The organism is Paenibacillus sp. TC-CSREp1 (assembly GCF_050171015.1).
Taxonomy (GTDB): domain Bacteria; phylum Bacillota; class Bacilli; order Paenibacillales; family Paenibacillaceae; genus Paenibacillus; species Paenibacillus silvae.
Genome location: NZ_JBNOKM010000011.1, coordinates 66,571 through 80,057 on the forward strand (window position 1 = coordinate 66,571; position 13,487 = coordinate 80,057).

Consider the following 13,487-nt stretch of genomic DNA (forward strand, 5'->3'; position numbering starts at 1 on the left):
GAAACGATGGAATTAAACATGACCTTAAATGGTTTGGAGTTATGGAAAGCTTCTGGCGGGTTCGCGAATGAACCCCATGTACATGATGACTGGTATCAGATAACCCTGCCGATTAAAGGTCAATGCTTGCTGGTGCAGGAACAGCAGACCTATTCATTACAGGCTGGAGTCGGCGTCGTTGCGCAGCCCCGAACGGAGCACTTTTTCGAGATCGGTTCAGATGCAGCCGTCATTGTCATCAAGTTTCGTAATCTGCCGGGAGGGTTGGCGGACCGCAGTTCAACAGCAGCTCCTTCAGAATTAGAGATTACCCAGGCTTTTGATCCCGCAGAGATCAGCAGGCTGTTCCGGGGATGGCATGTGACCGGGCTGGAGGATGAACCGGACCCGCTGCTTATTCAGGAAACCGAGCTGGCTGTAGAGCAGTATCTTGAACGCATATTGTCTGTACCCGAGCATTCGCTCGGATCGGTAAGAGAAGATGGTTCCACACTGGCAAAGAACACCAAGGGCCTGTTGCTATCAAGCCATAATCGTCCTTATTTACTTGGCATTACCGGAAGTACTGCAGGAATAGATCCTCATATGCAGCGTGTATTGGAGTACATTCACAGTGACTTCACCAACGCGATGGACATTGACTCTATGGCAGCGGTAGCGCACCAGAGCAGGTATCATTTTATGCGCTCGTTCAAAATACTGACAGGCTCAACGCCATACCAGTATCTACTGAATTTACGTGTGGAGGAAGCCGCCCGTCGTCTGCGTTATACAACCGAATCGGTGACGGCAATTAGCTTTGCATTGGGATTCTCACATGTCAGTCAGTTCTACAGGGCATTCCAGCGACTCAAAGGTGTTACGCCAATGCAGTTTCGCAATCAGTTGTAATATATATGACAATGCTGATGTGAGGCCGCGGTAATATATGATAAATCATAATGCAGAGGCAGAATAGCTATCCTATTCTTGCCTTTTTTTATGGCGTCTGCCAGTGTACGAATTTTGCGATCAAGGGTTGACCAGAGTCTAAGCAATCCAAAAAAGTATGCCATCACTAGGGCGTGTCTTGAAACCTACTGAAGTGCATCTTTTACCGCCTTTTCGCCCCCTACTGCGTCACTTTTCCTTGACGTGCCCCGGCACGCCTGCGGAAAACTTCCTGGTTTGGAACGAAAATTCAGCAAAATCTGCTTCCTTCAGAGTTTTCAGACACGCCCTAATTTTGTTGTTGCTAAACGATGAGGACTCTGCTAAGATGGGGGAAAGTTTATGTAAGCGTATACATTTAGAGTTAAATTACAACGTTGTAATTTTAATTGAAACGTCGATTCTTTAAATTGAACTGCATATTATATGCTTGTTTATCAAAGTAATTACTTGATTTTTAGTTCTATCTCAGATGTGAGTGTACGTTGAGAAAAGAGATAGGATTTTATTTTTATACCAAAATTCAAACGTTGTAATTATGAGATGAAGGGGAGTGTTTACGTTGAAAAAACGCATTTCCACGCTGTTCAGCCTGATTCGGCGGGATAAGTATTTGCTGCTGATGTTTTCACCCATTTTTCTGTATTACGTCATTTTTATGTATCTGCCGATGCCTGGTGTGCTGTTGGCATTTCGTAATTTTATGCCCGGGCAGGGCATGTTTAGCGGAGAGTGGGTGGGCCTGCGCTGGTTCGAGCAGTTTGTGAACTCGATTTACTTCTGGCGGCTGCTTCGCAACACCTTTTTGCTGGCTTTTCTGCCGCTGCTGTTCGGTTTCTCCATCCCCATTCTATTTGCAGTCTGCATCGTAGAAATTAAGAACCGCACCTTTAAACGCTTCGCGCAAACCGTAACCTATCTTCCTCACTTTATCTCCACCGTCGTGGTGGCCGGTATGATTATCAACTTTTTGTCACCTACAGACGGTATTGTGAACACCCTCATCGCAAGTCTCGGCATAGAAAAAATAAATTTCATGATGGACGCCGGCTGGTTCCGCACCATCTTCACCAGTTCCGACATCTGGCAGAGCTTTGGCTTCAGCTCCATTATCTACATCGCAGCCATCATGGGCATTGATCCGGAAATGTACGACTCCGGCAAAATTGACGGCGTGAACAAATTTCAAGAGCTGTGGCATCTGACACTTCCTAGTATTAAACCAACGATTGTCATTCTGCTGCTTCTGTCGCTCGGCGGCATTATGAGTGTAGGCTTCGAGAAAGTCTATCTGCTCTATAACGGGGCCACGTATGAAACGGCGGACGTGCTGTCCACCTACGTATACCGGATGGGGATCGAGGGCCAGAACTATGGCTTCGCAACAGCGGTCGGCCTGTTCAATTCCATCATCACGTTTGTGCTTGTTTTTGCAGCCAATGCCATGACTCGCCGCTTGACCAAAATGTCACTCTGGTAAAACCACACTGAATTAAAGGAGAGCCTGTATGCAAAAATCGAGAAGTGACCGATTGTTCTATGTCTTTGTCTACCTGCTGACCATCCTGGCCGTTGTTGTCACCCTGTATCCGTTCCTGTATGTGGTCAGCATTTCCTTCAGCTCAGTGGACGCTATCGACAAGCAAAAAGTGGTGCTCTGGCCTGTCGGTTTCACACTTTCAGGCTACCAGATGGTGCTGCAATACAAGGAGCTCTGGGTATCGTTTTACAACACTGTCTGGTATACCGTTGTAGGCACGCTGCTGAATATTGTGGCAACCTGCCTGGCAGCATTTCCATTGTCGAGGCAGCAGTTTTTCCTGCGGCGCAAGCTGAACTTTTTCATCGCCTTTACGATGTATTTCTCCGGCGGACTTATCCCGGTCTATATGATGATTACGTCACTCGGACTATACAATACCCGCTGGGTAATGGTGCTACCAGTGCTGGTGATTACATTTAACGTCATGATCTGCCGCTCTGCCTTTGAAGGCATTCCGAATGAGATATTTGAAAGCGCCAGCATTGACGGTGCGAATGAGTTAACGATGCTGTATCGTCTCGCTGTTCCGATCATCAAACCTACGCTGGCTGTACTGACGCTGTATTATGCAGTATTCCACTGGAACAACTTTTTCTCGGCCCTGCTGTATCTGGGCAAACAGGATATGCAGCCCCTCCAGATGTTCCTGCGAAGGGTGCTGATTATGGCTTCGCCAGAGGTTATGCAGAAGATGGGCGGTACGATGACATCCGGTGCACTGGCGGTTTCAACGCTGCAAGTTCGTTATGTATCCATCGTGGTCAGCATTCTGCCGATCGTGATGATCTACCCGTTTATCCAACGGTACTTCGTTAAGGGCATCACCCTCGGAGCCGTGAAAGGATAGATTTTATTACCGGAGCAGCATAGTCAGAAAGAAAGGGAGTACGTTTTTTTTCAGGGAGTTCGAGGTTGATGCAGAGGATTCAAGGGTTTCGAGGGAGTTCAAAATGGTTCCATACCAAGGAGGAATGATGGATGAAAGTCAAAGGGGCAGGAAGAAAAAGTGTAATTGCAGCAATACTCGCGATCAGTTTGGCGGGTTGCAGCGGGGGGACAGGCGCAGGAACGGATGCGGGGAATACACCTGCCAGCTCGGAGCCAGCGTTCAATTATACAGGTGCAGGACCTGTAACAGATCAACCGGATGCGAAGCTGTCCATCTTGGCAACCAATGCATGGACAACCAATGTGGATTTGTCCACCGCAGCCATCGTTAAGAAAATCGAGAGCAATGCGGGTGTGAAAGTGGATTGGGATCTGATCCCTCCTCAAAATTATGCGGATGCGGTGAATCCAAGACTGGCTGCGGGTACAGGACTCCCGGATATCGTGTACCTGCCGGATCAGGATCAATTGATGAAGTACATTAACAGCGGTCTGTTTATTCCAATTAATGATCTGGTGGAAAAGTACGGCGTCAATCTCAAAAAAATATATGAAAAGTCGCCATCGGTTAAAGCCAGTTTAACAACGCCAGATGGTAAAATGTATTATGTTCCACAGCAGACGCTGACGCGTAACTACATGCCTGTGTTCATGGTCAATGAGCGCTGGTTGAAAAAGCTGGGCTTGAATGAGCCGACTACACTCGACGAATTTACAGCGATGCTGCGCAAATTTAAAACGGAAGACCCGAACGGCAACGGCAAAGCGGATGAAATTCCACTGTCCATGGAATCGAAGTTTGTGCCAATGGCCTTCGGTCCGGCCTTTGGGCTTGATCTATCGAACAATTTCTATGCAGATGATCAAGGCAAAGTACATTTCAGCTATTATGAGCCAGCCTACAAGGAATACCTGACGTATTTGAACGGTCTGTATAAAGAAGGTTTGCTTGGGGTTGACTATGCGAGCACCACAAGCGACCAGGTTACTTCACGGATCTCGCAGGATGTAACCGGGGCAACGTTTAATTTTAGCTGGTATATGTCGATGGTTTACAGCCCGCTCTTCAAGGATTACAAGCCGGAAGAGCCAATTATCAAAGGCATTCTGCCATTAAAAGGGCCGCACGGAGACCAGTTCTACATCGGGCGTACGCCAGTCAGCGGCATCTTCGGAATTAGTAAGGATAGCAAAAATCCGGAGCTGGCATTCCGCTTCCTGGATTATGCGGTCAGTGAAGAAGCACAGACCTATTACACTTGGGGCATCAAGGAAGACACCTATACAGAAGAGAATGGCGTGAAGAAGTTTACGGATAAAGGTAAAGACAATGAATATATCCAGAAGCTCGGGATCGGTCCGGTCAATCTGCCAAACATTCAATCCACCGATTCTGCGGATTCCATCGTAGCTCCTTGGCATGCGAAGCTGGATAAAGAATTAGAGAAATATGTTCGTGAGCCGTTCCCGTTTGTGTATGCTCTGCCGGATGAGGCAAGCGTAGAGAGCATGTCGATGCCTGACATCACCACGTATGTAGAAGAGATGAACTTCAAATTTATTAGCGGTGACGCAAGCCTGGATCAGTTTGACAGTTATATCGAAACACTGAAAAGTATGAATGTTGAACAGGTGATCGCAGGTAGACAGGCACAATATGATCGCTATAAAGCTGCACAGAAATAGGATACAGGTTTCAGGCATATGAGAGGTGATGATTCAATTTGATTACCATTAAAGATATAGCCAAACTGGCAGGAGTGAGCTATAGCACGGTATCGAAGGCACTGAATGATGATCCCCGGATCAAACCGGCGACCAAGCAGAAGGTGCTTGCGGTAGCGGAGAAACATCAATACCGGAAAAACATGCTGGCCCGGCAGCTCTCCACCGGCAGAAGCAACATCATCGGGTTTGTGCTCGATGAGCTCAGCAATCCGCTCTTCTCCAACATATCGGGCAGTCTGCATACCGAGCTGAAGAAGCGGGGGTATCAGATGATTCTGGTTGTGGCTGATGACGGGGTGGATGTATTCAGCCAGCTGCGTGTGGATGGTTGTATTCTGTGGGATTATGCGCTTGACAATCGGGACGTATTTTGGAAAAAGTTTGCGACCCTGAACATGCCCTGTTTTGTCCTTGGTACAGATGAAGCACCGAACTCTCCTTACATCAAGATCGATCGTAAGGAGGGACTCTTCAAAGCGGTGGAGCATCTGATATCCCTCGGGCACAGCCGGATTGGATTCATCGGCAACTCGCAGCATGTGAAGCTGGAAGGATACAGGGAAGCCTTGCAGCGCACAGGTCTTGCTTTTAACGAGAGTCATGTGCTGCCAGCGCATTCCTCCTGGGAGGATGGATATTTTGCCATCCGAAATTATACATTTGGCCCGGATTCTCCTACCGCGTTTATTGGCCTGAACAATCTTGTGACGCGAGGGGCGCTCCGGGCATTGCTTGAGGCAGGCTATAGTGTGCCGCGAGATATATCCATTATCGGTTACGACGATCTGCCCGATATGCAATATGCAGAGGTTGCTCTGACCACGATCGGTCCGCCGCTGGATGAACTGGCTGTTCAGGCCGCAGAGCTGATCGTATCTCTGATCCGTGACGAGCAGGTTGAGGTTCCGGTTGTCATTCAACCGAGGCTTAACCTGCGCAATTCAACGGCAGTGTGCCGGCCGTAGTGCCGGCTTTCATAGAAAGCTTGTTATAGAATGATGGTCAGAAAGATAGTTCAGGAAGCATTCGAACCAATACAAACTACTAGGAGGTACCACAATGCAGGTACAGACGCAGTTATCCTGGTCAGAGCGAATTGCAGCTACGATCATGCAGCAGTGTAACGATGAAGGCTTCCATGCGTTCCCTTCGGGACGGTGGGCGTATGTGGAAGGCATGACGTTGATGGCGATAGCGCGCACGGGAGAATTATATAACAAGCCCGAGTATATTGATTTTATGAAAAGACATATGGACTTGTACGTGCAGCCGGACGGTTCCGTTGGTACGTACTCTCTAGAAGAATATAATCTGGATCAGATTAATCAGGGCAAGAACCTGTTTGCGTTACTGGACGGTGCAGTGGATGATCGTTATGCCGAAGCAGCACATCTGCTTGCCGCGCAGCTCGCAGGTCAGCCTCGAACGTCAGAAGGTGGATTCTGGCATAAAAAAATCTATCCGTTTCAGATGTGGCTGGATGGACTATACATGTCTTCTCCTTTTCTCTCCCAATATGCAAAGACATTCCAGCGTCCAGAGTTATGGGATGAGGTAGCGCATCAAATATTGCTGATTGAACAAAAGACACGTGATCCGCGTACCGGGCTGCTGTATCATGGCTGGGATGAATCGAAGGAGCAGGTCTGGGCCGATTCGGTGACCGGCTGTTCGCCGCACTTCTGGAGCAGGGCGATGGGCTGGTATGCCATGGCTATTGTGGACAGTGTGGAGCATTTCCCTCTGAACCATCCGAAGCGGGGCACAATCATTGGCATCTTCGAGCGCATGTGTAATGCGTTGGTTCGGGTGCAGGAGCCGGACAGCGGATTATGGTTCCAGGTGCTGGATCAGGGCTTCCGCAAAGGGAACTATCTCGAAGCTTCGGGTTCAAGCATGTTTGTATATGCGCTTGCCAAAGGTGTACGTCTTCGTTATCTGGAGCCCCATTTCAGGGCAGCAGCCGAGAAAGGCTGGCAGGGTCTTACTTCCAGATTGGTGGAGGAAACGGCTGATGGTGTACGGTTAAATGGCATATGCCATGGGGCAGGGCTGAGCCTGGACCGGGATGGCTCCTATAGCTACTATGTGAGCGAGGCAGTTGTAAGCGATTCCTTTATGGGTGTGGCTCCGCTGCTGCTGGCTGCCATCGAGATGGAGCGGTTGCCATGACGGATCAGCGCTTGGCAGAAGAAGGTGCGGCGGCGGGGGCATTGGGATCATCGGGCTCCGGTTCTTGCCTCACCGTTGCTTCTGATGGAACGGGGGATTATTCGAGCATTCAGGCTGCGATTGATGCGCTGCCGGACAACAGCGCTAATGGCAGTGATGGCAGCGGCAGCCGTCTACTGATTCGAGTGAAGGCAGGCGTTTATTATGAGAAGCTGCATGTGGAGAAACCGGGTATTCATCTTATCGGTGAGGGAGCGGAGCATACCATCATCACATATGATGATCATGCGCTCAAGCGATTCCCGGACGGCTCCCAGTATCATACATTTCATTCCTATACAGCGTTTATCGGTGCGGATGATTTTACGGCAGAGGGCTTGTCATTTGTAAACTCGGCTGGTCCGGGCAAAGATGTCGGTCAGGCACTCGCAGTGTACGTGGACGGAGATCGTGCAGTGTTTCGCCGCTGCCATTTTATCGGCCATCAGGATACAATCTTCACCGGGCCGCTGCCGGAGCAGCCCTTGGACCGCAGTTATTTCGGCGGGCCGCGTGACGGTGCGGAGCGGCGCAAATTAAGACAGTACTTCGAGAATTGTTATATCGAAGGGGATATCGATTTTATTTTTGGCTCGGCGACGGTGGTGTTCAAGGGCTGCGAGATTTTTACGAAGAGCCGCCTGACTGAAGCGGAGGTTGCTGAAGGACAGGTGAACGGCTGGATTACAGCAGCATCCACACCAGCGGATGTAAGTTACGGATATGTGTTCGTGGACTGTGATCTGACCAGCAATGCTCCTCCGCAATCGGTGTATCTGGGCAGGCCGTGGCGGAATGATGCGAAAGTCTGTTTCCTGAACTGCTGGATGGGCGCACATGTGAAGCAGGAGGGCTGGCATAACTGGAATAAAGCAGATGCTGAAGCTACGGTTCAGTATGCAGAATACAAAAGTGCTGGTCCTGGCGCTGGACGTGCAGATCAGCGTGCTCCATGGTCAAAGATACTGACGGATGAAGAAGCTGCGGAGTATGCGCTATCACTTGTTCTATCCGGGGCGGATGGCTGGATGCCCTTTGAGTAAGCTGGCACCGGAACTTGAACTAGGTAGCGGAGCAGACATAAAAGGTACAGAGTAGGAGTAGGAGCCGGGGAGAATAGCTACAGTCGAATCTGGAGCTAGAGCTGGAGGTGGAATGGCAAACGGAGCAGGCAATGGAACTCGATTCAAAATAAGAAGCTACAAATGAGACTTGAGACAAATTTGAAGCTGGAATTGGGATTTCAGCTGTAGCTGTAACTGGAGTTGGAGTTGGTGCAGGACAATCTATATAAGTTGATCTATTCATTTACACGTGAACGGAGAGGACAGAAAAAATCTGGGGATAACAGTGATTGGAAGGTTGTTTGGTCATCGGAGTGGGATTGTGTAAAATCTTTAGTTCAACTTATATAGCTTCCCTCGTCGGCTGAAGTAATGATCTGTTACGTTGGGTGCTGTTTGAAAAGGAAACAGAGGCTGTGCCTAAATTCTGATTCGGATTTAGACACAGTCTTTTGGTGCTTGCTGTCGAAGCTTTTGAGTCATTCTTTTCTCCAATGCTCTATCCTCCTGATGCGGTCAAAACTCTAACGATCTCCAGAAACGCTATTTAGTCGATATCACACGTTTTTATTTTCTAACGATCCCAGGAAACCTTATTTGAAGAAATTGATGTGAAAAACAGTGTTTATGTGGTGTTTTCAGATAAATAAGGTCTCTGGGGATCGTTAGAATTCTAGACAGCCTAATATGCCCCAAATAAGCTCATCTGGAATCGTTAGAGTTAGAAGGGGAATCTCAAACCCATCCAACAAGCGTACCTCACACCAAACCTGCTCAAAGACATTAGGTAATGATGCGTTAAGTAGAGAATGAGCAAGCTGGGGGCGAATGTTAAGAGATTGATTGAATGAGGCCAGTTGAGGCCAGATCGTTTCCAACCTCTCTTTTTAAATACCGCGTGTTAGAGGATACTTGCTGTTGACCATAAATTGATTCTTAACTAGTATCGTTATATATAGGTTTTCATCCTATTATTTGTATATTTGTGGGGTGAGCATGATGGATTGGACAAACTCAATTCGAGAGAAATTGATAAAACATATACAGGACAATCAGATTAAACATTCTCACTTCGCTATGGCGTCAGGCATAAACTCGGGAACGCTCAGCCGAATATTACAAGGGAATAGGCCAATATCTATGAATCAACTCGCAGCGATTACCTCTGGAATGGGGCTACCCGAAGATTACTTTTATAATGATTACGTTGAGGAATGTTTTTCATTTTCAATTTCCATCAGACGTATACGACCGTTTATATTTCGCTGTGCTGATCTTGATCGCATAGATTGTATCCAGCAAGTTACGATCCGTATATTAGAAGATCTTTCTTATGTCCCAGTATTATTTGATATCGCTGAAGAATTGTTTGAAAATAACAAGCACTTGGCAGCGGCTATTCTATATAGAGGTGTATGTGAAGCAGAGAAGTATCAACATTCTGAACGACTTGCGATATGTCAGTATCGTTTGTTTGTCATTGATCTGGGAGAAGATATAGAAGAAAACGTGCGTGCGGCAACTCAGTTTGAAACCTACGTTAATCGACTTGATGAAACTTATCAGCTTGAAGCGTTGAAGTTGCTCATGAATGTTTTTGGAACGGCCCATAAGTGGGAGAAAGTGAATTCATTAGCCGTAGAAATGCAACGAATTGCAACGATACAATATGAATGGTGCAACCGTTCTGTTCGTCCGGCAGAAGTCGAAAAGGGGAAAGAAAGACCACTTTATTACTATATTTTATACGCCTGTCTGGCTCAAGCTACAGCAAGTGAAAAGTGTGGTGATTACAAAAGAGCACTTGAACTTGTGAGTTTGTACGATGGCGGGGAAAGCTGGATTCGAGAGAAAGATGAGCAAGCTCAACAGATTATAAGGCAATTCTCGGAGTGGGCTGTTGCAAACACGTATCTGTATCGGCTGATGTCAGGAGAAGTGCATATTATCCATGAATATGCTAATTATATAGCAACCCGCGAAGCTGAGATATTCACTGCTTTGTGGCATATGATCCAAGCCGCAAATCTATATCATTTCAATATTGATGCGATCTTGGAACGTTTTGCGGAGTATGTACCTTATCAATCGGAGAAAGCTGAGTTTGGTGAGTATAAACCGGCGATAATAAAAGAGAGATATGTTCAATTTCTAGGAGATCTGGCGGTGTATCGCTTCAACGAGAGTAAGGATATCCATTCTGCAACAGAACTTATGCTAGAAGGCTTAAATCAATCGATAGCTATGGGGAGCAGCAAAATTATGACCTCCTGTCTGGCTATGTTTGAAAAAATCAGAGATCATATAGAGCTGTTGAAAAAGTAAATTGGTCGTGTTATATGGTTCTGTTCTTCATAGGACTGCTTTTTTGTATTTCTAGCACCGAATTTATTTTTGTGCCTTTAAAAGAGTATTCTATATTCTGACATCAAATTTTAAAATGTTACAGAGGGGCTGAATTTGATGAAAAGAAGCACGCTTATACAGTTGGAAATTGAACAAGCCAGGAGCCGCCTGCATGAAATTGCGAACCAATATAACGGATTATTGCATCCTGAATTAATCAAACAGTCAGTGATTTTGGACAAACTCATTAACCAGTTTAATGACAAGAATGGAACAAAAAACAAAGCCGATTGAAGAACAATCGACTTTGCGTGACAGTTTAGCCATGACTGTATCATTGTATGAATGTATCATTATATGGGTGTAACAGCATATTCCTATATAGATTGAACCTTGTATACATTACAATTTAAAAATCAAAGTTATCCGGGTCCGGACCTACACGTACATTATCGTTCAGGGAGCTGATGCGCTGCATCTCTTCCGTGGATAGCTCAAAGTCGAAGATGTCGGCATTCTCGATAATCCGATGCGCTTTGGTTGACTTTGGAATGGTCACTACGCCATTCTGCAGATCCCAGCGCAGAATAATCTGGGCAACCGATTTGCCTTTGGATGAAGCGATCTCTGTCAGTACCGGGTTGTCCAGCAATTCCCCCTGCATTAATGGTGACCAGGCTTCAAGCTGGATGCCATGCTGCTCACAGAACGCTTTTAACTCTTCCTGCGTTAGACGCGGGTGATACTCGACCTGGTTTACCATCGGTTTAACCTGTGCATCCTGCATCAAATCCTGCAGGTGGTGAATCTGGAAGTTGCTCACGCCAATGGCCCGGATTCGGCCGGCAGCGTACAGCTCCTCCATCGCTTTCCAAGCCCCTTTGTACTTGCCGGCTTTGGGCCAATGAATCAGATACAGATCCAGCACTTCCAGTCCGAGTTTGTTCATCGTTGTATCAAACGCAGCAAGGGTTTCTTCATATCCAAGATCTGCATTCCATACCTTGGAGGTGAGGAACAGGTCTTCGCGTTTCAGTCCATTCTCCTGAAGTGCTTCGGCAATAGCCTGTCCTACACCGGCTTCGTTCCCGTATATGGCGGCAGTATCGATGCTGCGGTACCCGTGCTTAATGGCTTGTTTTACCGCATCGATCAGTTCTTGTCCCTCTTCGACCTTGAAGACACCCAGACCAAACCAAGGCATATGAATCCCGTTATGCAATGTCGTTGTAGATTGTAGATGTTGTGCTGTGTTCATGATATATCCTCCTTGTATTGTGTGAATGCTCCCATTTAAAGTGAATTTGCCAAAATTTCATGATACAAAATCAAACTATAGTAGATCAAATAGCATTCAACGTATATAGTAACGTATATAGTCGAAATTAACATATGAAACCGGTTCCTGTTATGAAGGTAATCTCGACAACCACGAGATAGGTGCTTTTGCAGAATCTGAGACCTTGATGCGTTTGAACTCAGCCGGTCTGCAGCGAATTCGTTGTTGTGACTTTTCCTTCGAGAAATCTGGCCCATAGGGTCAGGATTGCCGCAACGAGCACCATTAATGCACCCACCCAGGTGGTGTGGATCAAACCAATAGAGTCATTCACCACACCGCCAAGATAGGCGCCGATGGCGATACCTGCATTAAATGCGGCAATATTAAAAGCAGAGGCGATATCCTTGGCCTGTGGTGCATAACGTTCTGCGAGTGTGACTACAACCATTTGCAGACCTGGCACATTCATAAAGGCAAGCAGCCCCATGCCGAAAATGGTCAGTAATGCCGCAGATTTAATGGGTGCGGTGAAGTATAACACGCCCAGTATGACGGTCTGTACAATGAACATGTACAGAAGTGACCTTAATGGATGGCGGTTGGCAGCCTTGCCGCCAATGATGTTGCCGATGGCAATAGCAATGCCGTACAGCAGCAGAATGAAAGCTACTGTCTGGTCTGAATAACCGCTGATATCATGCAATAGCGGAGACAGATACGTGAACACCACAAAGGTGCCTCCGTAGCCTACAGCAGTAATGATAAAGGCAAGCACCAGCTGTCCGCTCGTCACCAGCTTCACCTGATCGCGAAGGGCTGTACGGGTCCCGCGCTTTAAGGTAGAGGGTACAAGCAGCAGATTGGCTGCAAGTGCAAGAATACCGACAACTGCAATCAGAATGAAGGCAGTACGCCAACCAAAGTGTTGTCCTATAAATGTACCCAAAGGTACGCCGGTTACCGTCGCAATGGTCAGTCCCGAGAACATGATCGCAATAGCACTGGCTCTGCGGTCAGCAGGGACCAGGTCTGCTGCTATGGTGGAACCAATGGACATGAACACGCCATGAGCCAGAGCGGATACGACCCGTGCGATGAGCAGCATCGTAATCCCGGTCGATAGTGAAGCGATCGTGTTACCTGCGATAAAGACCAGCATAATGATCATTAGCAACGATTTTCGGGATATGGCAGATGTCAGTGACGTTAGTACCGGAGCCCCGAACATAACACCTAGAGCGTATATGGTCACGGTCAGACCCGCTGAAGTTACGGTAATGTGAAGATCGTCTGCAATTAGCGGCAGCAGTCCCACACTGATGAACTCGGTTGTACCAATGGCGAAAGCACTGATCGCCAGAGCCAGCAGCGCCCATGTGCTTCGTTTTGTTTCATGATGCATGTCTTGCTCAACTCCTTGCATGTAGATTTGCTTATCGGCAAATGCTATTATGAATTATTCGGTGCGGAAAGAATAGTACGTACTTTTTAGTAC

General features: G+C 47.3%; 11 protein-coding genes. 9 read left to right on the forward strand and 2 right to left on the reverse strand.

Features of this window, described 5'->3' with window-relative positions:
• The first annotated feature begins 6 nt into the window (after window positions 1-6).
• The 9 genes from ACQSGY_RS17915 (at window position 7) to ACQSGY_RS17955 (ending at window position 11,004) form a co-directional block, all read left to right on the forward strand.
• The gene (locus tag ACQSGY_RS17915; protein WP_427179565.1) at window positions 7-891 is read left to right on the forward strand and encodes an AraC family transcriptional regulator; all 885 of its coding nucleotides are present in this window, start codon (window positions 7-9) and stop codon (window positions 889-891) included.
• A gap of 601 nt (window positions 892-1,492) precedes the next feature.
• Window positions 1,493-2,410 carry an ABC transporter permease gene (locus ACQSGY_RS17920; protein ID WP_427179567.1) on the forward strand — a complete coding sequence of 306 codons (918 nt, stop codon included), beginning with the start codon at window positions 1,493-1,495 and terminating at the stop codon, window positions 2,408-2,410.
• Window positions 2,411-2,438: 28 nt separating this feature from the next.
• The gene (locus tag ACQSGY_RS17925; RefSeq protein WP_184180784.1) at window positions 2,439-3,320 is read left to right on the forward strand and encodes a carbohydrate ABC transporter permease; all 882 of its coding nucleotides are present in this window, start codon (window positions 2,439-2,441) and stop codon (window positions 3,318-3,320) included.
• 131 nt (window positions 3,321-3,451) lie between these two features.
• Entirely contained in the window at window positions 3,452-5,047 is a 1,596-nt protein-coding gene (locus tag ACQSGY_RS17930) for an extracellular solute-binding protein (protein ID WP_427179569.1), read from the forward strand.
• Window positions 5,048-5,085: 38 nt separating this feature from the next.
• Window positions 5,086-6,054: a LacI family DNA-binding transcriptional regulator gene (locus tag ACQSGY_RS17935; protein WP_427179570.1), complete on the forward strand. Its 969-nt coding sequence runs from the start codon at window positions 5,086-5,088 to the stop codon at window positions 6,052-6,054.
• Between the two features lie 94 nt (window positions 6,055-6,148).
• On the forward strand, window positions 6,149-7,261 hold the full coding sequence (locus tag ACQSGY_RS17940) for a glycoside hydrolase family 88/105 protein (RefSeq protein WP_427179572.1): 1,113 nt from the start codon (window positions 6,149-6,151) through the stop codon (window positions 7,259-7,261).
• Entirely contained in the window at window positions 7,258-8,343 is a 1,086-nt protein-coding gene (locus ACQSGY_RS17945) for a pectinesterase family protein (protein ID WP_427179574.1), read from the forward strand. The genes ACQSGY_RS17940 and ACQSGY_RS17945 overlap by 4 nt, the downstream gene beginning before the upstream one ends.
• A gap of 1,161 nt (window positions 8,344-9,504) precedes the next feature.
• Window positions 9,505-10,689 carry a transcriptional regulator gene (locus ACQSGY_RS17950; protein WP_427179576.1) on the forward strand — a complete coding sequence of 395 codons (1,185 nt, stop codon included), beginning with the start codon at window positions 9,505-9,507 and terminating at the stop codon, window positions 10,687-10,689.
• A gap of 138 nt (window positions 10,690-10,827) precedes the next feature.
• Entirely contained in the window at window positions 10,828-11,004 is a 177-nt protein-coding gene (locus ACQSGY_RS17955) for an aspartyl-phosphate phosphatase Spo0E family protein (RefSeq protein WP_427179578.1), read from the forward strand.
• A 115-nt stretch (window positions 11,005-11,119) separates the two neighbouring features.
• On the opposite strand, the gene ACQSGY_RS17960 is transcribed toward ACQSGY_RS17955, so the two are convergent.
• Both ACQSGY_RS17960 and ACQSGY_RS17965 read right to left on the reverse strand, forming a co-directional pair.
• Window positions 11,120-11,968, reverse strand: coding sequence for an aldo/keto reductase (locus ACQSGY_RS17960; RefSeq protein WP_427179580.1), 849 nt, complete (start codon window positions 11,966-11,968; stop codon window positions 11,120-11,122).
• Between the two features lie 220 nt (window positions 11,969-12,188).
• Window positions 12,189-13,394: an MFS transporter gene (locus tag ACQSGY_RS17965; RefSeq protein WP_427179582.1), complete on the reverse strand. Its 1,206-nt coding sequence runs from the start codon at window positions 13,392-13,394 to the stop codon at window positions 12,189-12,191.
• Window positions 13,395-13,487: the final 93 nt, after the last annotated feature.

Excerpts from the sequence above, each read along its gene's own strand:
- ACQSGY_RS17915 (WP_427179565.1), top strand. The coding sequence starts at position 7 with ATGGAATTAAACATGACCTTAAATGGTTTGGAGTTATGGAAAGCTTCT.
- ACQSGY_RS17925 (WP_184180784.1), top strand. The coding sequence starts at position 2,439 with ATGCAAAAATCGAGAAGTGACCGATTGTTCTATGTCTTTGTCTACCTG.
- ACQSGY_RS17930 (WP_427179569.1), top strand. The coding sequence starts at position 3,452 with ATGAAAGTCAAAGGGGCAGGAAGAAAAAGTGTAATTGCAGCAATACTC.
- ACQSGY_RS17940 (WP_427179572.1), top strand. The coding sequence starts at position 6,149 with ATGCAGGTACAGACGCAGTTATCCTGGTCAGAGCGAATTGCAGCTACG.
- ACQSGY_RS17945 (WP_427179574.1), top strand. The coding sequence starts at position 7,258 with ATGACGGATCAGCGCTTGGCAGAAGAAGGTGCGGCGGCGGGGGCATTG.
- ACQSGY_RS17950 (WP_427179576.1), top strand. The coding sequence starts at position 9,505 with ATGAATCAACTCGCAGCGATTACCTCTGGAATGGGGCTACCCGAAGAT.
- ACQSGY_RS17955 (WP_427179578.1), top strand. The coding sequence starts at position 10,828 with ATGAAAAGAAGCACGCTTATACAGTTGGAAATTGAACAAGCCAGGAGC.
- ACQSGY_RS17960 (WP_427179580.1), bottom strand. The coding sequence starts at position 11,968 with ATGAACACAGCACAACATCTACAATCTACAACGACATTGCATAACGGG.
- ACQSGY_RS17965 (WP_427179582.1), bottom strand. The coding sequence starts at position 13,394 with ATGCATCATGAAACAAAACGAAGCACATGGGCGCTGCTGGCTCTGGCG.